The organism is Hymenobacter sp. CRA2 (assembly GCF_002007105.1).
Classification (GTDB): domain Bacteria; phylum Bacteroidota; class Bacteroidia; order Cytophagales; family Hymenobacteraceae; genus Solirubrum.
The window spans coordinates 1-26,635 of the sequence record NZ_MVBC01000009.1 but is presented as its reverse complement, the minus strand read 5'-3'; the positions used below and the strand labels follow the sequence as shown (position 1 = coordinate 26,635).

Here is a 26,635-nt window from a genome sequence, read left to right as displayed (position 1 = left end):
TTTTCATACCAGCAAATCAGCCAGGGCCGCCGTTTCGGTGCGGGCCGCTTCGATAAGCGGCTCGTCGTCGAAGTTGTCCTGCACAAACTCCACGAAATCCTCAATCAGCCCGCAAATCAGCTGCACGTAGGGCGTGGACTCGTCATTAAACGTTTCAGCTACCCCGGGCACGGAAGAAGCCATAAGCAGTTCGTCGAAGAGGTGCGAAGTCAAGACCATGCCCAGCACCTGGGATGCCTGATACAGCAGCGCCACCTCGGCCAGGGAGAAGGTCAGGTATTCGTCGGGCTGCGTTTCGCGCAGGCGCCGTTGCAGGGCCGCTACGTCGGGCAGGGGGCAGGCGCGCAGGCTGGGCAAAGCCTGCGCGAAGGCATGCTCACTCAAACCGGGGAGCCTTAGCAGCATTGTCACGGCCAGCTGCATCATGCGTAGCTGCACGGCCGTCAGGGCTGTTTCCATTACTACCTCGGCGCCAGCCGGCACGGCCACCGCGGTGGCCGTGCCGGCCAGCTGCTGAAACGCGTTTTCCACCTGCCGCCGAAGGCCGTCGAGCTCTTCGCCTACTTCTGCATCACCGCCAGCAAGGTAGCTGCCTATCAGTTCCGCCACGGCGGCTCCGAAGCTAAGGGTATGCTGGCGCAGCGAGGCTACTTCCGCCTCGCCCATCGACGTTTGCTGCTGCAGGTAGTCAAGCACCGTATTGGCCAACGGGCTCGTCAGCACCAAGCGGCCCACTACCAGAAAGGCATACAGCATCTCAGGAGCTTCCAGCAGCTGCCGCGCCAAAGCCTGATTACTGTGTATGGCCGTAATCAGCCGCGTTTCGGCCATGTCCAAGCCCGTCAGCTCGGTGATTTCCTGCGGCAGCGGGTCGTGCGGACGGGCAAAAAGCTGCATGCACGCCATGCCGCAAATATTGAGCACAGGCGCTAGCTGAGCATATAAGTCGGGCGGCATGGCGCGAAGCGCCGCGTCGTGGTCAGGTGAGTCGGCCATTGAAATCCAGGGGGATAAGCCGAATAATGTACGAAACTCGAGCCATTTATGGGGATGGAGACAGTAACGTTGTATTGCTAATACTGTTAGTATATGTGGTGTTGCCTAACCTTTTTGGCTAAAAATATCGCGTTAGCGAAATGATTTGCCAGCTGGTGGTGTTACTTTACCTACTGAAACTACCGCTTTACGCCCCTCTGCACGTATGCGCGAATCATATTTGACCGGTGACTCCGACCACATGAGCGCCACCGACAAAGACATTGACAAGGCCCTGCGCCCGCTAAGCTTTGCCGACTTTACGGGTCAGGCCAAAGTCGTGGAAAACCTGCGCGTGTTCGTGGCCGCGGCCAAACAGCGTGGCGACGCCCTCGACCACGTCCTGTTGCACGGGCCTCCCGGCCTGGGCAAAACCACTTTGTCGCACATCATTGCCAACGAGTTGGGCTCGGGCATCAAAATGACCTCTGGGCCGGTGCTCGATAAGCCCTCCGACCTAGCCGGTCTGCTCACCAATCTCGACCCGCACGACGTGCTTTTCATCGATGAGATTCACCGCCTGAACCCGGTGGTGGAGGAGTACCTGTACTCGGCGATGGAGGACTACCGCATCGACATCATGCTCGACTCGGGCCCCAACGCCCGTTCCGTGCAGATTTCGTTGTCGCCCTTCACGCTCATCGGCGCCACCACGCGCTCGGGCATGCTCACGGCGCCGCTGCGGGCCCGCTTCGGCATCAGCTCGCGCCTGGAGTACTACGACGCCAAGCTGCTGACCGACATCGTGCAGCGCTCGGCCGAAATCCTGGGCACGCCCATTCACGAGGACGCCGCCTTCGAAATTGCCCGCCGCTCGCGCGGTACGCCCCGTATTGCCAACAACCTGCTGCGCCGCACCCGCGACTTCGCCCAGATCAAAGGTACCGGCACCATCACCCGCGACATTGCCCAGTTCGCCCTCAGCGCCCTCGACGTGGACTCGCAAGGCCTCGACGACATGGACAAGCGCATCCTGTCGACCATCATCGACAAGTTCAAAGGCGGGCCGGTCGGTATTACCACCATTGCCACGGCCTGCGGAGAAGAAGCCGAAACCATTGAGGAAGTGTACGAGCCATTCCTGATCCAGGAAGGCTATATCAAGCGCACCTCGCGCGGCCGCGAAGCTACCGAGCAAGCGTATACTCACCTCGGCCGTCCGCTGCCCCAGCACCTGCGCGGCAACGTAGCCGGAGACCTGTTTTCGCAGGAATAAAGATCAATCGACCATTCAGGCGGCAGCTTACGGTACTCGTAAGCTGCCGCTTGTCGTTTGTCGGCACCGCTGCTAAGCAGGAGCATTTCTATCAATCGGGACATACAGCAGAATTTAATCTCATTTTTTATTGATAATCAATAAAAATTTATCGAAAGTTGCTAAAAGGAAGTTCTTCACCTCTGCCATCGGGAGTCAGCAGATGGGAAACAGTATAACGCAACACTTCTATGAAAACCGATTCGACGCATGTTCTGAAGATTCTGCACGTCGTGTTCTGGGTGCTCTTTATTGGGTTTTGCATCCAGATCGGGTCCGTGCTCATCTCTTTCCTGGTGAGCAAGTTCAGCAACCCAGCGGGGGCGCAGAATCTCTCCATGGGGCTAAATCTCTTGTCCCTCAAGAGCTATAGCGAAGCACATTACGCCGGCGTAGTATCGCTTATCGTGTATTTCCTGGTAGTTAAGGCGTATATGGCTTATCTGGTCATTCAGATATTTCGCAGACTTGACTTCGCCGTGCCCTTTAGTGCTGAAGTAGCCGCCCTTATAACTCAAATCAGTCATGTTGCCCTGGGGGCTGGGGTAGTGGGCCTGGGTGCTGCCAGATACTCTAAATGGCTGATGAAAAGCGGAGCCGTGGAAGCGCTGACCTGGCCGGGCGGGGAGTTTCTATTGCTGGCCGGCATCATCTTCCTTATTGCTAGGGTGTTTCAGAAAGGCGCCGATATCCAGGCTGAAAACGCCCTGACGGTATAAATCATGCCCATAGTTGTGAACCTGGACGTGGTAATGGCCCAGCGGAAGATGAGCCTGAGCGAGCTTTCAGAAAAGGTGGATCTGACGCTGGCTAACCTCTCCATCCTGAAGACGGGCAAGGCCAAGGCGGTGCGCTTCAGCACGCTCGAGGCCTTGTGCAAGGCCCTGGATTGCCAGCCCGGCGACATTCTGGAGTGCCGCTGATTCAGTTAGGCGAAACTGCTAGCTGCTGCCGGGTGTTGTCCGGCCCGAGGCCCGCCACCGCTGGGGCTAAATAGCCCTAAACCGCGGTGTGCTGCCGACCTTTGCCGTTATGCTTGCTTCCGACCTCACCCGCGCCGAATGGACCGGCTTCATCAAACGCCGCGCGGCGGAGCTGGGCTTTATGGCCTGCGGCATTTCCAAGGCCGATTTTCTGGAGGAGGAAGCCCCGCGCCTGGAGCAGTGGCTGGCCCGCGGCATGCAGGGTGAAATGCGCTGGATGGAAAACCACTTCGACAAGCGCCTGGACCCGCGCCGGCTCGTCGATGGGGCCAAGTCGGTGATTTCGCTGCTGCTGAACTACTACCCAGCGCAGGAAGATCAACAGCCCGACGACACGCTCAAGGTCAGCAAATACGCCTACGGCCGCGACTACCACCACGTCATCAAGGACAAGCTCAAGCACCTGATGTGGGATATGCAGGCGCACATCGGGGAGGTGGGTGGCCGGGCCTTCGTGGATTCGGCGCCGGTGCTGGACAAGGCCTGGGCCAAGAAGAGCGGCCTGGGCTGGGTAGGCAAGAACTCGAACCTGATTACGCCCGGTGCCGGCTCGTTCTACTTCATTGCCGAGCTGATCGTGGACGTGGAACTGAGCTACGACGGTCCCATCCGCGACTACTGCGGCAGCTGCACCCGCTGCCTCGACGCGTGCCCCACCCAAGCCATTACGGAGCCCTACATAGTCGACGGCAGCAAGTGCATCAGCTACTTTACCATCGAGCTAAAAGACCAATTGCCCGCTGACGTACAGGGTCAGCTGGGCAATTGGATTTTTGGGTGCGATATCTGCCAGGACGTATGCCCGTGGAACCGGTTTGCCCGGCCTACCACCGAAGAGCAGTTTCGGCCTCACCCGCACCTACAGCAAATGCGGGAAGCCGACTGGCAGGAAATCACGCAGGAAGTTTTTCAGACGCTGTTTCGGCATTCGGCGGTAAAGCGCACCGGGTACGCCGGTCTGCAACGAAACATTGCCTTCGTCACGGGCAAGGGGCCCGGGGAGCCGCTGCCCGGGGCAGCCGCTAGGCCAGCCGAACCTGATTAAACACGCGGTTCAGTACGCGGCGGTACAGCTTAGCGAATTGCTGGTAGCACCAGGCCTTGAGCAGGCCAGCTTCGGCGGGCACCAGCGTACGCAGGGCCTTGCGAAGTTCTTTCTCAAACAGCGTCCGATCGAAGCTGACCTTGAGCAGAATGGTTTTTACGTATTCCAGCATTGGAGTAGTGCGTAGAATGTGACAGGGTGGGAAATGGGGGAAGTGCAAGTGGCGGGCTCACTATACGAGCAAGAATAAAAAAAGCTAACAAACATTCGCTCCTTTTATTTGCTACGAAGAAAGATACAAAGTTTGGGGGATATAATGCAAGCTTGATATAAAAAATCCCGGCCAGCACGAAGGCTGACCGGGATGGGAAATAGTGACGGAGCCAGTAAAAAGCTAAATCACGAACAGGGCCATGATTCTCTGAGCTTCGGCGGTGGTCAGCGGTTCGTCGTAGGCTTCGGTAGCGGCGGCTTTCTGCTCGGCATCGGTAAGCACTGGCAGGGTTGGCAGCAGCGCCACCAGGGAAGTTTTTACAGGCGGGTAAACCGACACTGTAGCCAACTGTTCCAGCTGACCCTCGCCGGCGTAAATGGGCGCCGTAGCGGGCGGAATGGGGCCGTCGCCATCGGTGCCACTGATCCAAGGCTTGACGCTGGCACCGCGCTGCTGCCGCAGCCGCCGCAGGTGCGCGGCATGACGGCCCTCTACGGCGTACATCCGCACCACCAGGTCCATCAAGTCATTGTTGCTCATCAGCGAGGCCAGCTGGCCCTGGTAAGCGCGTACGCTGAAGTCCTCCAGGACTTGCGCTACGGCCAGTGCGGTGTCGGCGCTGGTGAATACGTCGGGGAAGAGGGAGGGCGTGGTTTGGCCGTGGCTGCCGGTGAAGTCATACGTAGGCCGCGTCGGAAGTACTCCTCCCGACGTGCTGATGACGTTTTCCAGCAAGGCAACGTGCTGCTGCTGCTGGGCCCGAATCAGCGCTAGATCGGGCTGAATGGCGGCGGGCACGACGGTAGGAGCAGTCAGCAGGCGGCTGTAAAAAGCCTCCTGCAGCCACTCAACGCGCAGAATAAGCAGCAGCGCATCGAGTAAGGTGCCGCTGCGCTGGGCGGTGGCCGGAGTCACCACGGCGCCGGCAAGTACTGCGGGCAGCGCTACCGCAGCGGTACGGGCCAGTTGGGCAAGGGCGGTGCGGCGCTCGGTGGGCTGCGGCATGGTGTCGGCCGCTGCCAGGTGCTGAAGAAGTGAAAGCAGACTCATGAGAAAAGCGCGCCCTTAGGTTGTTGGCAACGAATTGCCGGTCAGTATAACACCGTTGGTGTACTTATTAAGCTCCGTCAGGGCGGCCGCCGGGGTCAGGATCTGGTTCAGACCGGCCTGGCTGCCCGTACTAGCTACCGCGTCGGGGCCGGCAAAGGAGCCCGGCTGTACCAAGTCGCGCATCGTGGCCGCGTGGCGGCTATCTACGGCCAGCATTTTCATCAGCAGCGGGAAATACACGACGCTGCTGGTGACAAGTTTGGCCGTGCCCGCCAGCGCGGCTACGCTCAGGTCTTCGATCAGGCGCGCTCCAGCCAGCACGCCCTGGCGCGTGGTGATGGTAAAGGTGGCGGTGGGGTAAGTGAATGCCACGCCCTGCAGCAGGCCTATGGTAGGGGCATCCACCAGCGAGTTCTTTTGGAATACCTGCACGAGCATTTCGCGGTGGATAATCTCGTGGCGGTTCACGTCACGCAGTATAGCCAAATCAGCCGCAGTCAGGTCGGCCGCGGGAGTGGTCAGCGCCGCTTGGTAAAAGCCGGTCGCAAAACGCTTCAGCAGGAACACGTACGACAGCAGCCCGGCGTCGCCCGAACCCAATTCCAGACCGGGGGTGCCGGTAGCTGGTTTAACCGGGTCGTCGCCGCAAGCGGTGAGCAGCATGGCAGTGGCCGTCAGCACGCCTGCCGAGCCCAGAAAAGTACGCCGGCTGAGCGCCGCCGTGGATAAAGAAGATGCCTCGGGCATACGGGAAAGACAAAATAGCTTACCGGCCAAGCGTGGCTGCCCTGCCGGAACCGCAAAGGTACTCGCTACCAGCCGAACACGCTAACAGCTGGAATAAGAGCATTCGGCGCGGAGAAAAGGTTGCACTGCCGGAAATAGAAAAGGCTGCCCCATGTGGGGCAGCCTTTTCTGGTAATGGCGAACGGTGCGCCTACGGATTGAACAGACCGAGCGCAGCACCCGCAGCCGAGCGGAAATTGCGGGCAATGGTTTTCACCGTGGCGGCATCGAGCGGTTCGTCGAAAGCCTCCGAAGCCGCAGCGGGCGTGATGGTCAAGCCCGTCGGGGCCGTAGAGCCGGTCTGGGCGTTGAACTGGGCGTGCATGAGGTTGTCTTCGGCCGGCGAGGGCAGAGGGGTAGAACCCACCGTTACGACGCCGCCGGCGGCGTACACCGGGCGGGTGTTTACCGGAGTTGCATTGGGAGCCGCGCCACCGTTATCCTGGCCCGAAATCCAGCTCTTCGGTTTGTTATTCAGGTCGTTTGGATCGGCTGCTACGATGGTGCCGACAGCATTCGACGCTAAGGCGCGCCGCACGGTGCGGATGTGCGACGAGTGACGGGCCTCCACCGAGTGGATGTTCAGGGCCGCCTGCAGAATGTCCTTGTTATTGATCAGAATCGGCGCACCGCCTTTGTAAGCACGTACGCCGGTGTCAACGAAGGACTGAGCAACGCCAAAGTACTTGGCGGTGTTGGTGTTCCAATCCGGGAAAGAACCCTGACCGGTGTAGTCGAAGGCGGTAACCGGCACGTCAGACTGGCTGAAAGCCTGGTTGCCCAGGGCTTGGCGCAGCACTTTAATGTGTCCGGCTTCGTCGTTGCGGATGGTCGTAATGGCTGCTACTTCCGAAGCCGGAATCAGGCCGGGCGTATTCAGGCCGGCGTTGTAGAAGTTGTACTCAAGGTACTCCAGTTGCAGTGCTAGGTTGAGCACGGCTACTACGTCGGCTGGCAGGCTGCCGGTGCCTTGGCCGTAAGCTTTGTTGAACAGAGCCCCCACGAGGCCCGGCAGCGCCGCTGCCGTCAGCTTCTGGCCCAGGCCGGTTAGGTGCTTGAATGCCCGGCGACGCGTGTCAAACCGTTCGTAGACTTCCGGGTCTACTTTCTCGATATCGGAAATGATTTTAAATAAATCCATGGTGTTGAGGCTGGTGAAGTGGATGTTGGAGAAATGCGGCTGCCAACTAGCTGATACCTGAAACGTTGAGTTTGGAACCTGATTTCAGGAAGTTGTTGGCAATGGCCACTACTTCACTCGGCGTTTTGGAACGCTCCAAGCCCGTGCCGGTGCCTTGGCTGAAGGGCGTGGGGCCGTTACTGCCCGGCGTGGGCGTAAATACATCCACTACATCGTTGGCCACGAAGGTATTGTAGGCACGCAGGTCGCGGATGAGGCCAGCGTGGCGAGCTTCCACCGATACGATTTTACCAGCTATGCTCAAGAACAACGGATTGCTCAGGTAGCGCCCGGCACCGTTGTAAGCCGCCACCCCGAGGTCTTCGAAATCCTGAGCCGCCTTCAGCACGCTGTCTTTGCTGTTGAAGTTGATGCTGGAGAAATCCGGCTCCAGGTCCTTGATCAGCGTGCCCCCGTTGGCCGGAATGGCAGCGCGGAAAAAATCAGCGTGGATTTTCTCGTGCAGGGCCAGATCATCGAGGATCTGCTTCTCGGCGCTGTTGGCGCCCAGACCGGTGTAGTACGAGCCAGTGCGCAGTTGCGTGTAGAAGGCCGCTTCGAGCTGCTCCAGCGCAAAGGCGTAGTTGAGCACGCCGAAGTCGCCGGTCCCCACGTTCACTGCGTTGGAGTCGGAATTGTTGTCGTCGTCGTCGCAGCCGGCGAGCAGCAGGCCGGTGGCGGCGGCCGTCACGCCGGTGTAGCGCAGGAACAGACGGCGGTCAATGGGTTGCAACAGCCGGTTGCCGATGCCTGCTTCGTCGGGCGCAGGGGTGTGGTTTGGGGTGGCCATGTGAATAAGTAAAGGTGTTGGGTTGTTTAGATCCCACAGGCATGAGGGTTTCTGCTTGGCACCGAATAGGGCACCAATAGGAAAAACTTGGACCGAGTGGGGAGGATGAATCTGATGCAACTACGGCCTGATGCTTTGCTTGGATTCTTTTTGTTATAAAAATTTGGAAATATTGTTGTGTTTTTATATATGTAAACCAAGCTTGGCTGCGAGGAAACGGGCTTTTTGCGTAGTTTTGGTTAATGCGGGGGCGTCTTCTTTTTTTTATCTGCTTGTGCGCAGGACTGCTTCAGCCGTGGCTGTTAAAGGCGCAACAAGCTCAGCAGTCAGCGGTACAGCAAAGCGAGCTGGTGCTGGGCCGCACCACGTTTCCCGTCAACGAGTATTTCACCATTGCGCTGCGCCTAAGCGGGGCGCCGCTGGAGCGCTACTCAGCCTTCCCCGACATCGAAGGCTTTAAGAAAAGCGGCAAAACCTCGACCACCACCACGCGCACCGTGGAGGGCCGCAGCAGCGTCGAGTTGTTGCTCACGCAGCGCTACGCCGCCTTCGGCCCCGGTGACTTTGTGCTCAAGCCGTTTACCCTCACCGTCAACGGGCAGGTGCTGCGCTCGGCGGGTGCCACGCTGCACGTCACGCCCCAGCAGGCCACCACGCCGGCCCCAACTGTCCCCGGCACCGCACCGCCGGCTGCAGCCGCCAAGCCGCCCTTGCAAGGCATCGGGTCCCTGGATCAGCTCCTGGGCAAGCCCAAGCCGCAGGAGTACGTAGAACCCCGCGACAACGCCTTTCTCACCGTGGAGCCCAATAAGGCGGCGGCCTGGGTCGGGGAGCCGGTGCACGTCGGGCTCTATTTCTACCTGACGCCCTCCGATCAGGGCCTGCTCGATTTCTACCGCTTTGCCGAGCAGCTACCCGGCATATTGCGGCAGTTGCGCCAGCCCTCGGCTTGGGAAGAAGCCTTCGATGAAACGGACATCCGGCCCGACTCCGTTCGGCTCGGCGGTAAGGTGTACCTGCGCTACCAGCTGTACGAGGCGGTGTATTACCCGCTGAGCGCCCGGTCGTTGCAGTTTCCGGCGGTGGCCCTGCAGATGAAAAAGTACCGGGTAGCCAAGCGCCCCGTGCCCGACCTGGACAACCGCATGGAGGGCCTCAAAACCTACGTCAGCCAGCCGCGCACGGTGCAGGTGCGGCCGTTGCCCGCGCCGCCTGACAGCGCTACCGTAGCGCCAGCGGTGGGGCGCTACCAGCTGCGCGAAGGCGTAAGCGGCACCCGGTTCCGGACCGGGCACACCATCACCTACACGCTCACGGTGGAAGGAGAAGGCAATCTGGCCGCGGTAGCGCCGCCGCTACCACGCGAGCAGCCCGCGCTGGAGGTCTACGGGCCCGAAGTGCACCAGGAGCTGACCCGCGCCGACGGGCGCGTGAGCGGCCGCAAGGTGCTGCGCTACCGCCTTGTGCCGCGCCAGCCGGGCGTCCTGCGCCTGCGTGACGTGCTGGCCCTGCCCGTCTTCGACCCCGGCACCGGCCGCTACGATACGCTGCGCCCCGAACTGCAGCTGACTGTGACGGGGCCCGCCGTGGCGCCCCCGCAGGAGGTAACGGCCTTCGTGCGCACCGACCCCTTCTACGCCCAGCAGCTGGCCAGTGCCGACAATAGCCTACTGGAAATGGACACCGCCCGCCGCGTCCGGCACTACGCCAACCTGGTGCTGGGGCTGCTGCTGGCCCTGGCCGCCTACGGGTGGTGGACGGCCCGCCGCTCGTAGCCAGCCGAAAACCACTGAAAAGGAAAGCCGCCCGGACGTGCGTCCGGGCGGCTTTATCGGTAAGCAGAGAGTCTTAGCAGGCTAGGCCTTGCCTTGATCGATGCGGCTTTTCAGGAAGGCCACCAATACCTCCAGGCCTTTCTCGAAGTGGCGGTTGTTGGGGATGATGATATCCGCGTCGTGCTTGAAGGGCTTGATGTACTTCTCGTACGTGGGGGCCACGTGGTGGGTGTAGCGGTAAAGCACGTCCTCCAGGTCATAGCCGCGCTCATCCCGGTCGCGCACGATGCGGCGCAGCACTTTCACGTGCTCCCGGGCATCGATGTACACCTTCAGGTCCAGCAGCTTGGCCACTTCCTCGAAGTAAAACACGAAGATGCCTTCCACCACCACGATGGGAGCGGGCCGGAAGACCAGGTCAGTTGCCGGGGCGTTGGGGTTGTTGAAGGTGTACTCCTGACGGCGCACTTCCTGGCCCTGGCTGATGCGCAGCACATCGGCCGCGTACGCAGCCGAGTCGATACTGGCCGGCAGGTCGAAGTTGGTAACGCCCTGCGAGTCGACCTGCTGCGCTTCGCGCGGGTGGTAGTAGTTGTCCTGCGAAATCAGGCAGACGTCCTCGGCCGGGAAGGAGGCGAGAAGCCGCCGCAGAAAAGTGGTTTTGCCCGAGGCGCTGCCTCCGGTAATGCCAACGATGAAAGGTTGTTGCATGGATGCTGACTGCGGCCCGACCAGCAGGGCCAACCTTGCAAAAGTAAGGGTTTCGCCCGTTACGGGCCAACGCAAAGCCCAAATGTGGAGTGGGCGCTTACTCTACCGAGTAGCGTTCCTTCAGAAAAGAGGTTAGTTGGGCCACGGCGCGGGCGCGGTGGCTGAGCTGGTTTTTCTCCTCGCCGCTCATTTCGGCGAAGGTTCGTTCCAGGTCTTCGGGCTCGAAAATAGGGTCGTAGCCGAAACCGGCCGCGCCGCGTTCCTTGGCCGTAATGCGACCCATGACCTCGCCGCTGAAGGTAAATTCGTCGTCCTCTGATGGGCCGACGACCAGCGCAATAACGGTGCGAAAACGGGCCGTGCGGTCGGCGTCGGCGGGCAGTTCGCGCAGCAGCTTCTGCACGTTGTCGGCCGAGGAGCGCTGCGGCCCGGCGTAGCGGGCCGAGTACACGCCGGGCGCGCCGTCCAGGGCGTTTACTTCCAGGCCGGTATCATCGGCAAAGCAGGGCACGCCGTAATTGCCCCATACGTAGTGCGCTTTCTGCAGCGCGTTGCCTTCCAGCGTGTCCTGGGTTTCGGGCAGCTCCTCCTCGCAGCCAATATCAGCCAGGCTCAGCAGCTCGACGTGGGCAGGAAGCAGCGGCCGGATTTCATCCAGCTTGTGGGCGTTGTTGGAGGCAAAGCAGAGGCGCATGGGCGGTGAGATGGTGTAATAGTGAAAGGGGAGGGCCGTTCTGCCTACGCTGAACGGCTAAGGCGGAAGTGGGGCAAAGGTAAGCGCACAAAAAAACCGGTCTGCACCGGCTCTGCTGTTGGGGGTTGGAGTGATGAGAGGTAGCCGAAGACAACTTACCTACGCCAGCTCACTACCTACCGAAACATCGACTTGATGCTGCCCCAGGAGCGCTGCACGGCGCTGGGCGACTGGCTGAGCACGGTCGTATACGTCTGCTCGCCGGTAGCAGCTTTGACAATGAGGCGGTACGTGTACGGGCCACCGTTGGTGCTGCTGGTGCTGGCCGGGCCACGGTACAGGTTGGCGTCGAGGTACTGGTAGCGGCGCTGGCCCGTGGGCGTAATGGCGCTGATGCGGTTAAACGACGCGTCCGTGGCTCCCTTGCGGTAAAGGTCGAAACCTGTCAAGCCATTTTCGTTCAGAACTTCCCACTCCACCTTCACCGAGGAGGTGCCTTCCAGCGTCGCCTGAAACAGCGTGACCGTCACGGCCCAGGCTGTGGTGGCAGCTAGCAGCAGTGTAAGGAGCACAGACAGAAGGAAGCGGCGGGTCATGCGGCGGCACGGGGAAGAAGCGGGCGGGCAGGGGCGGGGTGGGCCGGACCGGCACCAAAAATAACCTTTTCGCACAACTGCAAAAGGTAAAGTTTGTATGAAGCCCGAAAAACGGCCGCTTGCTTTTCTTTTTAGCGTCAAGCTCTTACCTTTGCCGTCCCTTCCGCAAAATCGGCGGGGCCTACCAGGAACTCACGCATCAGCGCCATGAAAAAGGACATCCACCCCGAGTACCGCGAGGTTGTGTTTCAGGACACCACCAGCGACTTCAAATTCATCACCCGCTCGACCATGACGTCGAACGAGACCATCACGATGGAGGACGGCAAAACCTACCCCGTTATCAAGGTGGAAGTTAGCAGCCAGTCGCACCCCTTCTACACCGGCAAGAACGTGCTGCTCGACACCGCTGGCCGCGTAGAGAAGTTCATGAACCGCTACAAGAAGAGCAAATAGTTCTGCTTGAGTTAATAATTGCGGGCGGGCCCTTGTCAGTGACAAAGGCCGCCTGCTCCGAAGCTCCCGCCGGCTCTGCGCCAGCGGGAGTTTTGTTTTGTCGGGGGTTTTATGCTGACGCCGGAGCCCCGACCTTTGCAGCTGGTACGCGGCCCGGCCGCCTGCTGCCTACCGGCAACTAGCCCCTGACATCCGACAACTCCTATGACCGTTCTGCTCTTCGACGACCCGGCCATCCGGCCCAACCTGTTGCCGTTTACCTTCACCCGGCCCGTCGCCGCGCTGCGTTGCGGCATTCTGACGCTGGCCGAGAAGTGGACGCACCGCCTGGGCCAGCCCGCGCACTTCCTCACCGAGCCGTATCTGCAGGCCAAGTTTCCGGCTGGCCCGACGGAGGGCCCTGCTCTGGTTATCAACGGCGCCGTGTGCCCCGACGACTTGCTGGCCCGGCAGGTGCAGGCCCTGCAGCCCGGTGAGGCCCTGCTCGACGGGGAGCTGCTGGTGGCCGCGCACCTGGCCGACGCGGGCAAGGTGGCCGAGCTGATTCAGGACGGCTTCAAGCAAACCAAGCAGGTGGCCGAGCCGGTGACGGTGATTCGCCAGCCGTGGCAGCTGTTTCTGTTTAACGGCGCCGAAATCCGCCGCGACTTTGCCCTGCTGACCGCAGGCCGCCAGTCGCAGCCAGTAAACGACGCGCACACCATCGTGTACGCGCCGGAGAACATATTTATCGAGGAAGGCGTGAAGATCCGGGCGGCTATTCTCAACGCCGAGGATGGCCCCATCTACCTCGGCCGGAACTCGCAGGTGCACGAGGGTGCCATCATCAAGGGGCCGCTGGCCCTCTGCGAGGGCGCGCACATCAACGCCGGCGCCAAGATGCGCGGCGACAACACCGTGGGCCCGCACTGCAAAGTCGGGGGCGAAGTGGGCAACAGCATCCTGCTCGGCTACTCCAACAAGGGCCACGACGGCTACCTCGGCAACTCGGTAATAGGGGAGTGGTGCAACCTCGGCGCCGACACAAACACCTCCAACCTGAAGAACAACTACGCCCCGGTGAAAATCTGGAGCCACACGCACAACCGCTTCGTGAACACCGGCCAGCAGTTTTGCGGGCTGATGATGGGCGACCACAGCAAGTGCGGCATCAACACCATGTTCAACACCGGCACGGTGGTGGGCGTGGCGGCCAACATCTTCGGGGCGGGCTTCCCACGCAACTTTATTCCTTCCTTCAGCTGGGGCGGCCCGGCGGGCTTCGAAACCTTCCGTCTCAACAAAGTGGCCGAGGTGAATGAGCGGGTAATGGCCCGCCGCAGCCTGGCCTACGACGAGGTGGAGCAGGGCATTATGCAGAAGGTATATGAACTGACGGCCAAGGACCGCGTGTGGGAGCGAAGCGCCCCGGCGGCCGACAACGCCAACATCGAACTATAATATTATGAGCGAACAGGCACCCCTGCAGGAAACCGACCGGGCGCTGACCATCTTTCTGGTCGCGGTGCTGTTTGGCGGCGCGTTTTTCGCCTTTTTCCAGTCCATCACGGCGGGGCTGGTGGCCGAAGCAGTGACGGCCGTGGGCGTGTGGGGGCTACTGCGCTTCGTGCGTGGCGCCCAAGGCCAGCCGCAGACAATCAGGGTTCTGGGCGCCTTGGGCATTGCCGCGCTGATCATGGCCGTGCGCACGGGGCTACTATTTCTGTTGCGTTAGCGTTGGAGAGGTATGCGTTTCGCTGAAATTCCGGGTCTGCACGAAGTCAAGCAGGTGCTGCGCCAATCGGTGCGGCGCCAGCACGTGGCGCACGCGCAGCTGTTTCGCGGGGCCGAGGGTTCCGGGGCGCTGGCGCTGGCGCTGGCCTACGCGGCCTTTCTGAACTGCGAAAACCGCCAGCCCGAAGATTCGTGCGGGGAGTGCCCCAACTGCCGCAAAATCGACCGGCTGGTGCACCCCGACCTGAATTTCATCCTGCCCGTCACGACCACCAAGGCCGTGAGCAAGGACGCGCTCAGCCACAAGTTCACGGCGGACTGGCGCAGCTTCGTGCTGGCCGATGGTGGTCTGTACCAAGGGCTGAACGACTGGATGCAGCACATCGGGGCCGACAACAAGCAGGGCAGCATCAGCAAAGACGAGGCCGTGCAGCTGCTCAAGCTGGTGTCGCTGAAAGCCTTCGAGGCCCCGTTCAAGGTGGTGGTTATCTGGCTACCCGAACTGATGCACCCAGCCGCCGCCAACGCCGTGCTCAAGCTGCTGGAGGAACCGCCGCCCGCCACGGTGTTTTTGCTGGTGAGCCAGCAGCCCGACAAGCTGTTGCCTACCATCGTGAGCCGGGTGCAGGTGGTGCTGGTGCCGCGCTTTCAGGAGCCGGACCTCACGCGCTACCTCGTGGACCACTACCAGGTGCCCGAGGTCAAGGCGCGGCAGCTGGCCCTCGTGAGCGAAGGTAACCTGGGCGCCGCTCTGGCCGCCCGCGACGCGCCCGACAACGATTACTTCGCCTTCTTTGCCGATTGGATGCGTAGCTGCTTCGCCGCCGAGCGCAACCTCGACAAGCTGGTGGCCGCCGCCGATCAGTTTCAGAAGATGGGCCGCGAAAACCAGAAGGAGTTTCTGCAGTATGCCCTCGGGCTGGTGCGCAAGGTGCTGCTCTACGGCCTCGACGCGCAGCTGGTGCCGCACCTGCCGGCCGCCGAACAGACGTTTATCAGCAAGTTCAGCCCCTTTGTGCACCGGCAAAACGCCGAGGGCTTGGCGCAGGTGCTCAACGAGGCGCACTTTCACGTGGAACGCAACGCCAACCCGCGCATCACCTTCGTGGACACTTCCCTGCAAGTGGCCGATCTGCTGCGCGTACCGGTGAACTAAGGCAGGGGTGAAGTTGTGAGGGGTGAAATTGTGAAGCGCAGTTTCAGCCGGACACAACCTCCTGGCCCTTTCACAATTTCACAACTTCTCAACTTCACCTTTGATGTCCCAACGTCCCATCCGCATCGGTACCCGTGGCAGCAAGCTGGCCCTGTGGCAGGCTCACCACGTGGCCGATACCCTGAACGCCGCCGGCCTCGAAACTGAAATTGTCATCATCACCACCAAGGGCGACGTGGTGCTCGACCGCTCCCTGGACAAGATCGGGGCGAAGGGCGTGTTTACGGAGGAGCTGGAGGAAAGCCTGCGCACCGGCCACATTGACATTGCCGTGCACAGCGCCAAGGACGTGCAAAGCTCCATTCCAGATGATTTGGAGCTGCTGGCCTTTATGTCGCGCGAAAAAGTCAACGACGTCATCATCAGCTTCGACCCCGGCTTTTCGCTCGACCGCCCCGACATCGTGCTAGGTACCAGTAGCACCCGGCGCCGGGCCATGTTCAAGCGCCATTACCCGCACGCCATTACGGCCGAAGCGCGCGGCAACCTGCAGACGCGCCTGCGCAAGCTGGAAGAGGGCCAGTACGACGCCCTGGTGCTGGCCTTTGCCGGCGTGCACCGCATGGAGTACGACAACCTCATCGTGCGCGTGCTGCCCGAGACGCAGTTTATCCCCGCGGCTGGGCAGGGCTCCGTGGCCATCGAGTGCGCCAAGAACCTGGATTTGCCCCGCAAGCTGGCCCTGCGCAACCTGCTCGACGACCCCGACACCCACACCTGCCTGCGGGCCGAGCGCGCCTACCTGCGCACCATGGAAGGCGGCTGCAGCATCCCCAGCTTTGCTCTGGCCACCTTTACCGACGACGGCGCTCTGCAGCTGCACGGCGGCCTCATCAGCCTCGACGGGCAGCAGTACGTGGAGGAAATTCAGGAAACCCACGACCCCAAGGACGCCGAAGCCCTGGGCGTACGCGTGGCTGAAGCCGTGCTCAGCCGCGGCGGCGAGCAGATCCTGCGCGACATCCGGGAGCACCGGGACTCGGAATCGGGAACGTTTTAAGTAAACAGTGGTGCCACGACTTGAGGATTGTGGCACCACTGTTTTTGAGCTATACCATTTATTTTCTACCAACTTACGCAGTGCTTATATGTCATCGAGGCCATCCAATGTCTCCATGAATGGGGAAGGCTTGCAACTGGCGCCCGGGCATGTGTATTGGCTTATCGATGCGCTGTACTTGGCGGAAATCGTGGAGGAAGCTGCCCGACTGGATAGGCATGAGCTGGTGGAGTCGGCCCGGCGACTATTCGAGTGGAATCCCACGCCTTTCGCCCGCTTTGAGCTACCTGCAGCTAACGACTTGTACGAGCTGCGGGTGGCCGATATCGTTTTTGGTGACGAAATGGACCCCGCGTACGCAGCACAGCCACTGCACTACTTCAGCACCGATGCGGCCGTGCTGCTGGTAATAGCCGAGATGTACGTGCCCCTACTAATCGAGCGTGGGTTCACCTACGAAGCCTTGCTCGAATGCCAGCCGAGCGAACAGCCGTACCACGAGTCCTTCAGCGGACAGTATTGGCAGCAGTTGACAACCAAATTTGCGCCGCACACGGCCGGGCTGATTTACTGCCCTGGTATGAATGCCGGCTTCGACTTTATCGGTAGCGGGTTCTATCGGCTACGCCTCAGTACTTCGCCTGAGGCGTAGAAGCGGGGCGTTTGTGGTTCGTCACCGTGTAGAGTAGCAGGGCCGCTACGGCGCCACTGGTATCGGCCAGCATGTCCTTTTGCGCGTCCCAGATGTCGCCCTGGCTGCCCAGAAACGCTGCGCCGGATTCGCCGCCGGCCGTGGCCGCGTACAGCCACTCGATGATTTCGTAGCTCATGGCCACCGTGCCGATGACGCACAGCGGCAGCAGGTAGGAGAGGAAGCGGCTGCGGATAAGCTGGCGCGAATCGGTGTACTCGATGAGCGCATAGGCGTAGAAGCCCACCGAGAAGTGCGCCACCCGGTCGTACATGTTGCGCTGGAAGCCGAACAGGTGGTTGAACCAGTCGAAAGGCACCCGCTCGAAGGTGTAGTAGCCGCCGATGGTGTGCATGTATATCAGCACGCTCATCAGCAAGTAGGCCGTGTTGGAAAACCGCACCCCGCGCAGGTATAGCACGACGATAGCCGCCACGATGAGCACGATGGGCAGGTTTTCGGCGACCCAGGTGCTGCGGCTGTAGGGATGAATGGCCAGGGCGGTGAACAGTACCACGTAGAGAAGCAGCAGCAAAGCCGGAAACCAACGAAAACGCGCGGTAGTAACAGGGGCGGCGGTAGCGGCAACAGACATAAGGAGGCGGGGTGTGGTCAGTATTGGGCCGCATACGTAAACTTGGGCTTCGTCGCCAACGCCCTGCCTTATGCGCCCTCAGCTTGCCGCCGCCCCCGAACTCACCACGTCCCGCTTCGTGCTGCGGCCCTGGCGGCCAGCCGAGGAATCGATGAGCTTTTTCCGCCTCATCGACGAAGACCGGCCGCGTTTGACCCGCGACTTTCCCAAAACCCTAAACGCCGTGCAGGACGAGGCCAGCACCCGCGCCTACCTCGAAATCCGCCACGCCGACTGGCTCATGGGCAAAGGTATTCTGCTCGGCATCTGGCCCCGGGCCGAGGCCACGCCGCTGGGCTTCGTGAGCCTGCGCAACATCGAGTGGGAAGTACCGAAGGCCGAGCTGGCCTACCTGCTCAGCGCCCGGGCCGAAGGCCGCAGCGTGATGCACGAAGCGGCCACGGCCGCGCTGCACTGGGCTTTTACCGAGCTGCAGCTGCTGCGCGTGTACTGCCACGTCGACCCCGACAACGAGCGCAGCGCCCGGCTGGCCCGCCGCTGCGGCTTTCGGCAGGAAGGGCTGTTGCGCAACAATTTTCGGGGCGGCGACGGACTAGTGCACGACAGCTACTGCTTCGGGCTGACGCAGGCCGACTGGCTGGCGCGTTCCGCCGAATCGGCTTAGCTTCGTTAAGTGAATTACCCCTGATGTTGATGAACCCGTTTTCTTCCCCGAGCCGATTCTTCCGCCCCGCCGCCCTGCTGCTGGCTTTGACGCTGGCCGCCACGCCGAGCCTGCACGCGCAGAAAGCGCCCACCCAAAAGGTGAAAGCAAAAGCCAGGAAGCCCGGCAAAAAAGACCAACTGGTGACGCTGCACATCACGCAGGGCGGCACCTCACTGGGCGACATCCGGCTGGTGACCTTTGAGCAGACGCCCCTGCACCGGGAAAACTTTCTGCAAAAGGCCAAAAGTGGCTTCTACAGCGGTACCACGTTTCACCGCATCATCCCCGGCTTCATGATTCAGGGCGGCGACGCCAACTCCAAGGACGCCGACCCCACCAACGACGGCATGGGCCAGCCCAACGACCCCACCATTCCGGCCGAGCTGCGCCCCGAGCTGCACCACAAGCGCGGTGCCGTGGCCGCGGCGCGCTCGGGTGGCCCGGCCGGTACGCCGAGCAGCTACTCGCAATTCTACATCGTGCAAAACCCCAGCGGCACGCCCCACCTCGACGGCGCCTACACCGTGTTCGGGCAGGTGATTCAGGGCCAGGACGTGGTAGATAAAATTGCCAAGGTGTCGCGCAACCAAATGGACCGCCCCGAGCAGGACGTGAAGATGGATGTGAAGGTGGAAAAGCTCAGCAAGAAGAAAATCACCAAGCTCTACGGGTATCAGTATTAGGTGAACTGGTGAGGTGGTGAAATGGCGAGTGCCGTGCTGACTGCGCGCAATGCGCTACAGGCGCGGTTCGTGCCATCAGAACATCAAACTCACCAGTTCACTACCTCACCCTCTCACCGTATGCGTCTCCTCATCACCGGCTCCAATGGCCTGCTGGGTCAGAAGCTCATCGACCGCATGCACCAGCAGCCTGGCGTGGAACTGGTAGCTACCGCCCGCGGCGCCAACCGCCTGGCGGAGTATTATCCGGCCGTGCGCTTCGTGTCGCTCGATGTAGCCGATGCCGCGCAGGTCGAGGCCGTCATCGGGCAGGAGCGGCCTACGCACGTCATCCACACGGCGGCCATTACCCACGTGGACGAGTGCGAGTTGAACCCCGACGCTTGCTGGCTGGCCAACGTAACGGGCACCGAAAACCTGGCCCGCGCCTGCGCCGGCCACGGCGCGCACCTCACGCACCTCAGCACCGATTTTGTGTTCGACGGCAGCCACGGTCCTCTGGCCGAAGACGCCGTGCCCAACCCCATCAGCCACTACGGCCGCAGCAAGTTGGCCGCCGAGCAGGCCGTAATGAATACGCCGGAGCTGCGCTGGGCCATTGCGCGCACGGTGCTGGTGTATGGCGTGCTGCGCGGCGGTGGGCGCACCAATATCGTGCTCTGGGTGCGCGACTCACTGCGGGCCGGCAAGCCTATCAAGGTGGTTACCGACCAGTGGCGCACGCCCACCCTGGCCGAGGACTTAGCCGAAGGCTGCTGGCTCATTGCCCGGCAAAACGCCACCGGCCTCTACCACCTCTCGGGGCGCGAGTTTTTCACGCCCTACGAAATGGCTTTGCGCGTGGCGGCGCATTTCGGGCTCGATGCCTCGCTGATTGAGCCGGTGGATGCCAGCACCTTCACCCAGCCCGGCAAACGGCCCCCGCGCACGGGCTTTGTCATCGATAAAGCGGAACGGGAACTGGGTTATCGGCCGCACACTTTCGCCGAAGGTATTGATGTGGTGGCTGGGCAGGCTTAGGCGGCTAAATAAGAACGTCGTGTCGAGCACAGCCGAGATAGGTTGCGGGCTGACGTCTGGGCGGTAAGCGTGTAAGGAGCAACTGCTGCCTGGCCAGATGCTTGCCTACGGCGCCCTTCGATTTAGCTGCGCCTCTGCCTGAGGTTCTGGTTACATTCGGCGCCGCGTTGTCTTCTGCGCTCCACCTGCATGATCAGAACTATACTCCGCCTCCTGCTTTTGCTGCTGACCGTCGGCCCGGCTGCCGTCACTGCCCAGACCCTGCCCGAGCCCGTCGATCTGGTCAACCCGCTGATGGGTACTGACTCCAAGCCGGAGCTATCAAACGGCAATACCTACCCGGCCATTGCCATGCCCTGGGGCATGAATACTTGGATGCCGCAGACCGGCAAGATGGGCAGCGGCTGGGCCTACCAGTACTCGGCCGACAAGCTGCGCGGCTTCAAGCAGACGCACCAACCCTCGCCGTGGATGAACGACTACGGCCAGTTTGCGCTGATGCCGCTCACCGGCAAGCTGCGCTTCGAGGAAGACGAGCGGGCCAGCTGGTTTTCGCACAAGGCGGAAGAGGCCCGCCCGTACTACTACCGCGTGTACCTGGCCGACCACGACATCACCACCGAAATAGCGCCCACCGAGCGGGCGGCGCGCTTCCGCTTCACCGTGCACCACGCCGACAGCGCCTACGTGGTGCTCGACGCCCTGGACCGCGGCTCCTACGTGAAGCTGCTGCCCCAGCAGCGCCGCATCATCGGTTACACCACGCGCAACAGCCGTGGCGTGCCGGATGGCTTCAAGAACTACTTCGTCATCGAGTTTGACCACGCGTTTGCCAGCACCACCGTCTACCGCGACAAGGTGCTCTACGCCCAGCAGCTCGAAGCCCGCGCCGACCACGCCGGGGCCGTGGTGGGCTTCCGCCTGCGGCCGGGTGAGCAGCTGCAGGCGCGGGTGGCTTCGTCGTTTATCAGCCCCGAGCAGGCCGAGCTAAACCTGCAGACGGAAATCGGTACCGACGATTTCGAGACGGTGAAGCAGAAGGCGCGGGCAGCCTGGGCCAAGCAGCTCGGGCGCATCGAGGTAGCGGGCGGCAGCGAGGAGCAGCAACGTACCTTCTACTCCTGCCTGTACCGGGCCTTGCAGTTTCCGCGCAAGTTCTATGAGCTGGACGCCCAGGGCCAGCCGGTGCACTATTCGCCCTACAATGGCAAGGTGCTGCCCGGCTACCTCTATACCGATACCGGCTTCTGGGACACCTTCCGCAGCCTGTTTCCCTTCCTGAACTTGCTCTACCCGAGCGTGAACAGCCAGATTCAGGCCGGACTGGCCAACGCCTACAAAGAAGGCGGCTGGCTGCCGGAGTGGGGCAGCCCCGGCTACCGCGACGTGATGATCGGTAACAACTCCGCCTCCGTGGTAGCCGATGCCTACCTGAAAGGCGTGCGCGGTTACGACATCAACGTGCTCTACCAGGCCCTGCTGCACGGGGCCAACAACGCGGGCCCGCTGGAAGCCGTGGGCCGCGCTGGCGTGCAGTACTACAACAAGCTCGGCTACGTGCCCTACGACGCGGGCATCAACGAAAACGCCGCCCGTACGCTCGAATACGCCTACGACGACTTCACCATCTACCAGCTCGGCAAGGCCCTGGGGCGGCCCAAAAAGGAGCTGGCCCTCTACGCCAAGCGCAGCCAGAACTACCGCAACGTCTTCGACAAGCAAACCGGGCTGATGCGCGGCCGCAACCAGAACGGCTCGTTCCAGACGCCCTTCAACCCCTTCAAGTGGGGCGACGCCTTCACGGAGGGCAACAGCTGGCACTACACTTGGTCGGTCTTCCACGACGTGCACGGGCTGATGACGCTCATGGGCGGGCCCCGGCCCTTCGTGGCCAAGCTGGACACAGTGTTTACCCTCGCGCCGGTGTTCGATGCCTCCTACTACGGCTCGGTCATTCACGAAATCCGCGAAATGCAGATTGCCGGCATGGGCAACTACGCCCACGGCAACCAGCCCATTCAGCACATGGTGTACCTCTACAACTACGCCGGCCAGCCGTGGAAGGCGCAGTACTGGGCCCGCGAAACCATGAACCGCCTCTACCACCCCACGCCCGACGGCTACTGCGGCGACGAGGACAACGGCCAAACCTCGGCGTGGTACGTCTTCTCTGCCCTGGGCTTTTACCCCGTCTGCCCCGCCACCGATGAGTACGTGCTGGGCGCGCCACTCTTCCCGAAGGCCACGCTGCACCTGGAAAACGGCAAGGACGTGGTGCTCAGCGCGCCTCAGAACACCGACGCCAACCGCTACATCGGCCAACTGCGCCTCAACGGGCAGCCCTACGGCGCCAATTACCTCCGTCACCAACAGCTGCTGCAGGGCGCCACGCTGGAATTCGACATGACCAGCCAGCCGAATACCAGCCGCGGTACCCAGCCGCAGGATGCGCCGTATTCGTTCAGCAAGGACGAGAAGAAGTAGGGCGGAAGCGCGGGCAGTTGCCGCGTCAGGCGTTGCGTATTGGGTGGTTTCGGGTAGGAAAGTTCACGGAGACAACCCGGGCGTTGCGCGGGTCGTTAGCCCTAGCTACGTATCTACCACAACCAACCCACACCCTATGAAAGCCTTAGTCTTCCACGGCATCAAGGACGTGCGCGTCGACACGGTCGACGACCCGGAAATCGTCGATTCGCGCGACGCCATTATCCGCGTGACGAGCACCGCCATCTGCGGCTCCGATCTGCACATCTACAACGGCGGCATTCCGCAGCCGCGGCCCATGGTGCTCGGCCACGAGTTCATGGGCATCGTGGAAGAAGTGGGCAAGGGCGTGGGCAATAAGCTGAAGGTGGGCGACCGGGTGGTGGTGCCCTTTCCGGTGGCTTGCGGTACCTGTTTCTTCTGCAACCACGAGCTGCCCGGCCACTGCGAAAACTCCAACCCCGACCACTACGGCCCCGAGGGCGGCGTGCTGACGGAAAAAGGCGGTGCCCTCTTCGGCTACACCGACCTCTACGGCGGCTACAACGGCGGGCAGGCCGAGTACGTGCGCGTGCCCTACGCCGACTACGGCCCGCGCGTCATTCCCGATTCGCTGACCGACGAGCAGGCCCTGTTCCTCACCGATATCTTCCCCACCGGTTACTCCGGCATCGACTGGGGCGAGGTAAAGGGCGGTGAGTTTGTGGCCATTTTCGGGGCCGGGCCGGTGGGCATCATGGCCGCCAAATCGGCTTGGCTGCGCGGCGCCGCCCGCGTGGTCATCGTCGATCCGCTGGAATACCGCCTGGAGAAAGCGCGGGCTTCGGCCAACTGCGAAACCATCAAGTGGGAGGACCGCAAGCAGGTGATTGAGGAAATCCGGGCCATGAGCCAGGGCCGCGGCGCCGACGTGTGCGTGGAGGCCGTGGGCTTCGAGCCCATGCGCGACCTAATCGACCGTGTCAAGGCCGTGGTGAACTTCGAAAAAGGCTCTGTGAAAGTGCTGGAAACCTGCATGAGTGCTGTGCGCCGCGGTGGCATCGTATCGGTTCTGGGCGTGTACGGAGCTTACTTCGACAACTTCCCCGTCGGGCAATTCTTCGACAAGGGCATCAAGCTCGTGGGCGGCCAGGCCCCGGCCCACAAGCACATCGACAAGCTGCTGCAGTACGTAGTGGAAGGCAAGGTGAAGCTCGACGACATCATCAGCCACAAACTGCCGCTGAGCGAAGCCGCCCACGGCTACGACATCTTCCGCAACAAGAAAGACAACTGTACAAAAGTGGTCTTAAAACCGTAGAAACGCGGTTTTTAAAAATACCTTGCTACAAGGTTTGCATCAATGTTAGGGGTTGGTAACTTCGTGAAATTCAACGGAGTCGCCAACCCTTAATAGTGCAAAAAGATGGCAAATGCTAAAGTAGTAGTTCGTAAGGTCAATAAGGGGCTAGAACAGCCTGTATACATTCGCTACAGTCACCCTGACGCCAGCGGCAAGAACAAAGATTACTACGTCCCTTGCGGCTTCTCTATCAATCCGGCTAGCCTGAAGAAAGGACGTGTAGTAGGGGAGTTGTTTGCACCTGAAGCAAACGATAAGATAGGAGCCGCCCAACGCCGTTTAGACTACGCTATTCGATTGGCGTCCGCTGGTGGTGCTCAGCCCTACGCTGAACGAGTTAAGCACTACTACACCACTATACCGGGCTTCAATGAGACGGTAAAGGAGATGTTTGATGAGTGGGAAGAGGAAGGTAAAAGCCAGATTGAGATACTAGAGCACGAAATAGAGTTACTGTTAAAACAGGTTGAAGAGAAACGAAATGAGATAGTAAAGATTCAGAAAGAAATAGGCACGTTTCAGCCGGAAAACATAACCCTGCTAATTGATAGGTTTATTGAAGCAAAGCACAAGGCTAAACCTAAGAATACTGACGCTAAAGCAAAGAATAGTTTTGCTGCTGGCACAGAAAACACCTATCTACACTTAAAAAATACACTTGCTAAGTTCCAAGTAGATATTTCTATCAGAGCGTTTGACAAGAATACAATGGAAGAATTTGAGGCGTTTCTAGTTAAGGAACGTTTCTATAACAGCACCATCAAAGTATTGATGGATAAGCTAGGTGCTGTACTGAATCACTTCAAAGAGGAATATGGGTTGTCTAATGATTATAAAAAGTATTCGTTTAACCTGCCTCTTAAAGATGAATCAGTAATATATCTGACTACGGAAGAGCTTAAAGCATTTCGCAATGTAAATACACATCATCTGAACGGGCTAACTAGAAGAGCACAGGAACGGGTGAAAGACCTTGCACTATTGATGTCGGAAACTGCATTGCGTTTTGTAGATTCTCAGATTGCCCGCGCCGATATTCAAGGAGGGTACATTATCAAAACACAAAAGAAAACAGGTGGTAAGGTCTATATCCCATTTACAGACCGTTTGAAGAGCATTCTAGAGAAATACGACTACAACCTAAAGCCCGGTGCTATCAATGCATTTAAGGGCACGTTTAGACGCTTGCTGAAGTCGTTGGATATGCCCTCACTGAATGAGGAAATAACTGTATGGAACTATATCGGACACGAACAAGTACCGGACACCCGACCTAAATACGAGCATTGCGGGGCACATACCTTGCGCCGTACTATGATTAACCAATGCCTTATCAGAAACCTACGCTATGATAAAATTACCCGCATAACTGGACATAAAGATTTCGATACCTTCCAAAGGTACGCAGACAGAGCTACTAAGGCTGCTGAGATGGATAGCGTCTTTGATTTTCTCAATGAAGAGCCAGCGTTGAAAGTAGTAGCCTAAGCTATTACAGCCCCTTAGAGACACTATCAGTACCTAACCCACACAGAGCCGCAACAGGCAAGAAAGAGGCTTAAAACGCACGAAACCCTAGCTGCTGATGTGGCTAGGGTTTCTCTTTGTCTCTATCTTGCTACTGACAACATCACAGAGCATCTATGAGCACTCCGCTTAATCATCACTATGTTTCCCAATGTCAGATAAGAAACTTCTTTAATCAATCAGAGAAGAAAATTTACTTATATGACAAAATCCGCAACAACTTCTTTAATAAGACTACAACTAAATCAGTGTTTAGTGAGCGTGAGTTAAATACCGTTTATGAAAACGGTCAATTGAATCACGATATTATTGAAAAGGATTTGAAAGATTACTTTGAGGATTCATTCGTCAAGAATACCAAAATAATTCTTGACTATGCAGAGACTCAAATTGCAGTAAAAGATGAGCTTATAAATGCATTGATTGATATTACTAAGCTTGGAATTATTGGCGATATGCGTAATCCTGTCAGTAAAAGACAGTTAGATGATGCTATTTATAAGCCGTTTGAAGAATTAAGGCAGTATGCGGCTCCAAACTTAAAAGAGCAAATTGACCAAGCCTTAGAAGACAGAAAGAAAACAAAGTATTCAAATAAGTTGCAATACTCAAAAATTGCAGAAGATGTAATTGAAAAGATGTTCCCGCTTGTTAGCGTGATATTTTATATCACTACTGAGGATGATTACTTTGTATTGTCTGATTGCTCTTCTATAGTAAGTAGGGCTAAGATAAATAAATACTTTAATCCTGATATTCAAGAAATTGCCAATGTGGGAACACCACTCACTAGTAAGCTGTTAGTTCAAACTATGTCTAGTAAGCTAGGTAGAAAAGAGGGAGGGATATACTACTTAGGTGATAACCATAAGAGTATGATAAATGATATTAATATGATGACGCTTGCAAGTTCTAAGAAGATGGTTGCTTGCGAGAGTGAAGCTTATTTGAAATCGTTTATAGAGCGTGTTTGGGAATTCAAGGCAGTCTATTGAGGCAGAGCGTGACGTTTGCCCAGAGAATCCAGGCGGCGTGGCTTTCCGGGGTGTACTCGTAGTCCATCACCACGCGCCGAAAGAAGTTGAGCC

The 26,635-nt window shown here is 59.6% G+C and carries 28 protein-coding genes; 18 read left to right on the top strand and 10 right to left on the bottom strand.

Features of this window, described 5'->3' with window-relative positions; translation table 11 throughout:
• Positions 1-3: 3 nt before the first annotated feature.
• Complete coding sequence (locus B0919_RS14750) at positions 4-996, bottom strand: hypothetical protein (protein WP_139362150.1); 993 nt, start codon at positions 994-996, stop codon at positions 4-6.
• Positions 997-1,201: 205 nt separating this feature from the next.
• Between B0919_RS14750 and ruvB the strand changes: the two genes are divergently transcribed.
• From ruvB to queG, 4 genes are all read left to right on the top strand, one after another.
• On the top strand, positions 1,202-2,251 hold the full coding sequence (ruvB, locus tag B0919_RS14745; RefSeq protein WP_078013052.1) for a Holliday junction branch migration DNA helicase RuvB: 1,050 nt from the start codon (positions 1,202-1,204) through the stop codon (positions 2,249-2,251).
• 230 nt (positions 2,252-2,481) lie between these two features.
• Complete coding sequence (locus tag B0919_RS14740) at positions 2,482-3,009, top strand: DUF2975 domain-containing protein (protein WP_078013051.1); 528 nt, start codon at positions 2,482-2,484, stop codon at positions 3,007-3,009.
• A gap of 3 nt (positions 3,010-3,012) precedes the next feature.
• Positions 3,013-3,213 carry a helix-turn-helix domain-containing protein gene (locus tag B0919_RS14735; protein WP_078013050.1) on the top strand — a complete coding sequence of 67 codons (201 nt, stop codon included), beginning with the start codon at positions 3,013-3,015 and terminating at the stop codon, positions 3,211-3,213.
• 109 nt (positions 3,214-3,322) lie between these two features.
• Positions 3,323-4,318 (top strand): tRNA epoxyqueuosine(34) reductase QueG, encoded by a 996-nt coding sequence (gene queG, locus B0919_RS14730; protein ID WP_078013049.1) that lies wholly within the window; start codon positions 3,323-3,325, stop codon positions 4,316-4,318.
• Here queG and B0919_RS14725 read toward each other — a convergent pair.
• From B0919_RS14725 to B0919_RS14705, 5 genes are all read right to left on the bottom strand, one after another.
• A complete protein-coding gene (locus tag B0919_RS14725; RefSeq protein WP_078013048.1) occupies positions 4,296-4,490 on the bottom strand; it encodes a hypothetical protein in 195 nt (64 codons plus the stop codon). The genes queG and B0919_RS14725 overlap by 23 nt on opposite strands.
• Positions 4,491-4,712: 222 nt before the next feature.
• Complete coding sequence (locus B0919_RS14720; protein ID WP_078013047.1) at positions 4,713-5,582, bottom strand: ferritin-like domain-containing protein; 870 nt, start codon at positions 5,580-5,582, stop codon at positions 4,713-4,715.
• Positions 5,583-5,597: 15 nt separating this feature from the next.
• Positions 5,598-6,329 (bottom strand): ferritin-like domain-containing protein, encoded by a 732-nt coding sequence (locus B0919_RS14715; RefSeq protein ID WP_078013046.1) that lies wholly within the window; start codon positions 6,327-6,329, stop codon positions 5,598-5,600.
• A 190-nt stretch (positions 6,330-6,519) separates the two neighbouring features.
• A complete protein-coding gene (locus B0919_RS14710; RefSeq protein ID WP_078013045.1) occupies positions 6,520-7,509 on the bottom strand; it encodes a ferritin-like domain-containing protein in 990 nt (329 codons plus the stop codon).
• A 46-nt stretch (positions 7,510-7,555) separates the two neighbouring features.
• The gene (locus tag B0919_RS14705; RefSeq protein WP_078013044.1) at positions 7,556-8,338 is read right to left on the bottom strand and encodes a ferritin-like domain-containing protein; all 783 of its coding nucleotides are present in this window, start codon (positions 8,336-8,338) and stop codon (positions 7,556-7,558) included.
• Between the two features lie 272 nt (positions 8,339-8,610).
• Between B0919_RS14705 and B0919_RS14700 the strand changes: the two genes are divergently transcribed.
• Positions 8,611-10,113: a BatD family protein gene (locus B0919_RS14700; protein ID WP_176133058.1), complete on the top strand. Its 1,503-nt coding sequence runs from the start codon at positions 8,611-8,613 to the stop codon at positions 10,111-10,113.
• Positions 10,114-10,194: 81 nt separating this feature from the next.
• Here the strand turns inward: B0919_RS14700 and B0919_RS14695 are convergent, their stop codons facing one another.
• The 3 genes from B0919_RS14695 to B0919_RS14685 all read right to left on the bottom strand — a co-directional run bounded on the left by B0919_RS14695 (position 10,195) and on the right by B0919_RS14685 (position 12,090).
• Positions 10,195-10,824 carry a uridine kinase gene (locus tag B0919_RS14695; protein ID WP_078013042.1) on the bottom strand — a complete coding sequence of 210 codons (630 nt, stop codon included), beginning with the start codon at positions 10,822-10,824 and terminating at the stop codon, positions 10,195-10,197.
• 97 nt (positions 10,825-10,921) lie between these two features.
• Complete coding sequence (gene rdgB / locus B0919_RS14690; protein WP_078013041.1) at positions 10,922-11,518, bottom strand: RdgB/HAM1 family non-canonical purine NTP pyrophosphatase; 597 nt, start codon at positions 11,516-11,518, stop codon at positions 10,922-10,924.
• A gap of 176 nt (positions 11,519-11,694) precedes the next feature.
• Positions 11,695-12,090: a hypothetical protein gene (locus tag B0919_RS14685; RefSeq protein ID WP_139362149.1), complete on the bottom strand. Its 396-nt coding sequence runs from the start codon at positions 12,088-12,090 to the stop codon at positions 11,695-11,697.
• 231 nt (positions 12,091-12,321) lie between these two features.
• On the opposite strand from B0919_RS14685, the gene B0919_RS14680 reads away from it, so the two are divergent.
• The 6 genes from B0919_RS14680 to B0919_RS14655 all read left to right on the top strand — a co-directional run bounded on the left by B0919_RS14680 (position 12,322) and on the right by B0919_RS14655 (position 17,151).
• Positions 12,322-12,570 carry a type B 50S ribosomal protein L31 gene (locus B0919_RS14680; protein WP_078013039.1) on the top strand — a complete coding sequence of 83 codons (249 nt, stop codon included), beginning with the start codon at positions 12,322-12,324 and terminating at the stop codon, positions 12,568-12,570.
• A 204-nt stretch (positions 12,571-12,774) separates the two neighbouring features.
• Complete coding sequence (locus B0919_RS14675; protein WP_078013038.1) at positions 12,775-14,010, top strand: GlmU family protein; 1,236 nt, start codon at positions 12,775-12,777, stop codon at positions 14,008-14,010.
• 4 nt (positions 14,011-14,014) lie between these two features.
• Positions 14,015-14,284, top strand: a complete 270-nt coding sequence (locus B0919_RS14670) for a hypothetical protein (RefSeq protein ID WP_078013037.1) — start codon at positions 14,015-14,017, stop codon at positions 14,282-14,284.
• A 12-nt stretch (positions 14,285-14,296) separates the two neighbouring features.
• The gene (locus tag B0919_RS14665; protein ID WP_078013036.1) at positions 14,297-15,439 is read left to right on the top strand and encodes an ATP-binding protein; all 1,143 of its coding nucleotides are present in this window, start codon (positions 14,297-14,299) and stop codon (positions 15,437-15,439) included.
• A 103-nt stretch (positions 15,440-15,542) separates the two neighbouring features.
• Positions 15,543-16,499, top strand: coding sequence for a hydroxymethylbilane synthase (gene hemC, locus B0919_RS14660; protein WP_078013035.1), 957 nt, complete (start codon positions 15,543-15,545; stop codon positions 16,497-16,499).
• 115 nt (positions 16,500-16,614) lie between these two features.
• Positions 16,615-17,151, top strand: coding sequence for a hypothetical protein (locus B0919_RS14655; protein WP_139362148.1), 537 nt, complete (start codon positions 16,615-16,617; stop codon positions 17,149-17,151).
• Here B0919_RS14655 and B0919_RS14650 read toward each other — a convergent pair.
• The gene (locus B0919_RS14650) at positions 17,129-17,785 is read right to left on the bottom strand and encodes a DUF2238 domain-containing protein (protein WP_078013033.1); all 657 of its coding nucleotides are present in this window, start codon (positions 17,783-17,785) and stop codon (positions 17,129-17,131) included. The genes B0919_RS14655 and B0919_RS14650 overlap by 23 nt on opposite strands.
• 70 nt (positions 17,786-17,855) lie before the next feature.
• On the opposite strand from B0919_RS14650, the gene B0919_RS14645 reads away from it, so the two are divergent.
• The 7 genes from B0919_RS14645 to B0919_RS14615 all read left to right on the top strand — a co-directional run bounded on the left by B0919_RS14645 (position 17,856) and on the right by B0919_RS14615 (position 26,542).
• Positions 17,856-18,449: a GNAT family N-acetyltransferase gene (locus B0919_RS14645; protein ID WP_078013032.1), complete on the top strand. Its 594-nt coding sequence runs from the start codon at positions 17,856-17,858 to the stop codon at positions 18,447-18,449.
• Positions 18,450-18,478: 29 nt separating this feature from the next.
• Positions 18,479-19,174: a peptidylprolyl isomerase gene (locus B0919_RS14640; RefSeq protein WP_078013031.1), complete on the top strand. Its 696-nt coding sequence runs from the start codon at positions 18,479-18,481 to the stop codon at positions 19,172-19,174.
• 120 nt (positions 19,175-19,294) lie between these two features.
• Complete coding sequence (locus B0919_RS14635) at positions 19,295-20,194, top strand: SDR family oxidoreductase (RefSeq protein WP_078013030.1); 900 nt, start codon at positions 19,295-19,297, stop codon at positions 20,192-20,194.
• Positions 20,195-20,383: 189 nt separating this feature from the next.
• On the top strand, positions 20,384-22,678 hold the full coding sequence (locus B0919_RS14630) for a GH92 family glycosyl hydrolase (RefSeq protein WP_078013029.1): 2,295 nt from the start codon (positions 20,384-20,386) through the stop codon (positions 22,676-22,678).
• A gap of 136 nt (positions 22,679-22,814) precedes the next feature.
• Positions 22,815-23,978 (top strand): zinc-dependent alcohol dehydrogenase, encoded by a 1,164-nt coding sequence (locus B0919_RS14625; RefSeq protein ID WP_078013028.1) that lies wholly within the window; start codon positions 22,815-22,817, stop codon positions 23,976-23,978.
• A 105-nt stretch (positions 23,979-24,083) separates the two neighbouring features.
• Entirely contained in the window at positions 24,084-25,508 is a 1,425-nt protein-coding gene (locus B0919_RS14620; RefSeq protein WP_139362147.1) for a phage integrase SAM-like domain-containing protein, read from the top strand.
• Positions 25,509-25,663: 155 nt separating this feature from the next.
• Positions 25,664-26,542, top strand: a complete 879-nt coding sequence (locus B0919_RS14615; RefSeq protein ID WP_078013026.1) for a DUF4238 domain-containing protein — start codon at positions 25,664-25,666, stop codon at positions 26,540-26,542.
• The last annotated feature ends 93 nt before the right edge of the window (positions 26,543-26,635 follow it).

Excerpts from the sequence above, each read along its gene's own strand:
- hemC (WP_078013035.1), top strand. The coding sequence starts at position 15,543 with ATGTCCCAACGTCCCATCCGCATCGGTACCCGTGGCAGCAAGCTGGCC.
- B0919_RS14665 (WP_078013036.1), top strand. The coding sequence starts at position 14,297 with ATGCGTTTCGCTGAAATTCCGGGTCTGCACGAAGTCAAGCAGGTGCTG.
- B0919_RS14735 (WP_078013050.1), top strand. The coding sequence starts at position 3,013 with ATGCCCATAGTTGTGAACCTGGACGTGGTAATGGCCCAGCGGAAGATG.
- B0919_RS14680 (WP_078013039.1), top strand. The coding sequence starts at position 12,322 with ATGAAAAAGGACATCCACCCCGAGTACCGCGAGGTTGTGTTTCAGGAC.
- B0919_RS14720 (WP_078013047.1), bottom strand. The coding sequence starts at position 5,582 with ATGAGTCTGCTTTCACTTCTTCAGCACCTGGCAGCGGCCGACACCATG.
- B0919_RS14625 (WP_078013028.1), top strand. The coding sequence starts at position 22,815 with ATGAAAGCCTTAGTCTTCCACGGCATCAAGGACGTGCGCGTCGACACG.
- B0919_RS14750 (WP_139362150.1), bottom strand. The coding sequence starts at position 996 with ATGGCCGACTCACCTGACCACGACGCGGCGCTTCGCGCCATGCCGCCC.
- B0919_RS14695 (WP_078013042.1), bottom strand. The coding sequence starts at position 10,824 with ATGCAACAACCTTTCATCGTTGGCATTACCGGAGGCAGCGCCTCGGGC.
- B0919_RS14620 (WP_139362147.1), top strand. The coding sequence starts at position 24,084 with ATGGCAAATGCTAAAGTAGTAGTTCGTAAGGTCAATAAGGGGCTAGAA.
- B0919_RS14630 (WP_078013029.1), top strand. The coding sequence starts at position 20,384 with ATGATCAGAACTATACTCCGCCTCCTGCTTTTGCTGCTGACCGTCGGC.
- B0919_RS14710 (WP_078013045.1), bottom strand. The coding sequence starts at position 7,509 with ATGGATTTATTTAAAATCATTTCCGATATCGAGAAAGTAGACCCGGAA.
- B0919_RS14635 (WP_078013030.1), top strand. The coding sequence starts at position 19,295 with ATGCGTCTCCTCATCACCGGCTCCAATGGCCTGCTGGGTCAGAAGCTC.
- B0919_RS14725 (WP_078013048.1), bottom strand. The coding sequence starts at position 4,490 with ATGCTGGAATACGTAAAAACCATTCTGCTCAAGGTCAGCTTCGATCGG.
- B0919_RS14740 (WP_078013051.1), top strand. The coding sequence starts at position 2,482 with ATGAAAACCGATTCGACGCATGTTCTGAAGATTCTGCACGTCGTGTTC.
- queG (WP_078013049.1), top strand. The coding sequence starts at position 3,323 with ATGCTTGCTTCCGACCTCACCCGCGCCGAATGGACCGGCTTCATCAAA.
- B0919_RS14615 (WP_078013026.1), top strand. The coding sequence starts at position 25,664 with ATGAGCACTCCGCTTAATCATCACTATGTTTCCCAATGTCAGATAAGA.
- B0919_RS14655 (WP_139362148.1), top strand. The coding sequence starts at position 16,615 with ATGAATGGGGAAGGCTTGCAACTGGCGCCCGGGCATGTGTATTGGCTT.
- B0919_RS14675 (WP_078013038.1), top strand. The coding sequence starts at position 12,775 with ATGACCGTTCTGCTCTTCGACGACCCGGCCATCCGGCCCAACCTGTTG.
- B0919_RS14650 (WP_078013033.1), bottom strand. The coding sequence starts at position 17,785 with ATGTCTGTTGCCGCTACCGCCGCCCCTGTTACTACCGCGCGTTTTCGT.
- B0919_RS14715 (WP_078013046.1), bottom strand. The coding sequence starts at position 6,329 with ATGCCCGAGGCATCTTCTTTATCCACGGCGGCGCTCAGCCGGCGTACT.
- B0919_RS14640 (WP_078013031.1), top strand. The coding sequence starts at position 18,479 with ATGAACCCGTTTTCTTCCCCGAGCCGATTCTTCCGCCCCGCCGCCCTG.
- B0919_RS14670 (WP_078013037.1), top strand. The coding sequence starts at position 14,015 with ATGAGCGAACAGGCACCCCTGCAGGAAACCGACCGGGCGCTGACCATC.
- B0919_RS14705 (WP_078013044.1), bottom strand. The coding sequence starts at position 8,338 with ATGGCCACCCCAAACCACACCCCTGCGCCCGACGAAGCAGGCATCGGC.
- rdgB (WP_078013041.1), bottom strand. The coding sequence starts at position 11,518 with ATGCGCCTCTGCTTTGCCTCCAACAACGCCCACAAGCTGGATGAAATC.
- ruvB (WP_078013052.1), top strand. The coding sequence starts at position 1,202 with ATGCGCGAATCATATTTGACCGGTGACTCCGACCACATGAGCGCCACC.
- B0919_RS14645 (WP_078013032.1), top strand. The coding sequence starts at position 17,856 with ATGCGCCCTCAGCTTGCCGCCGCCCCCGAACTCACCACGTCCCGCTTC.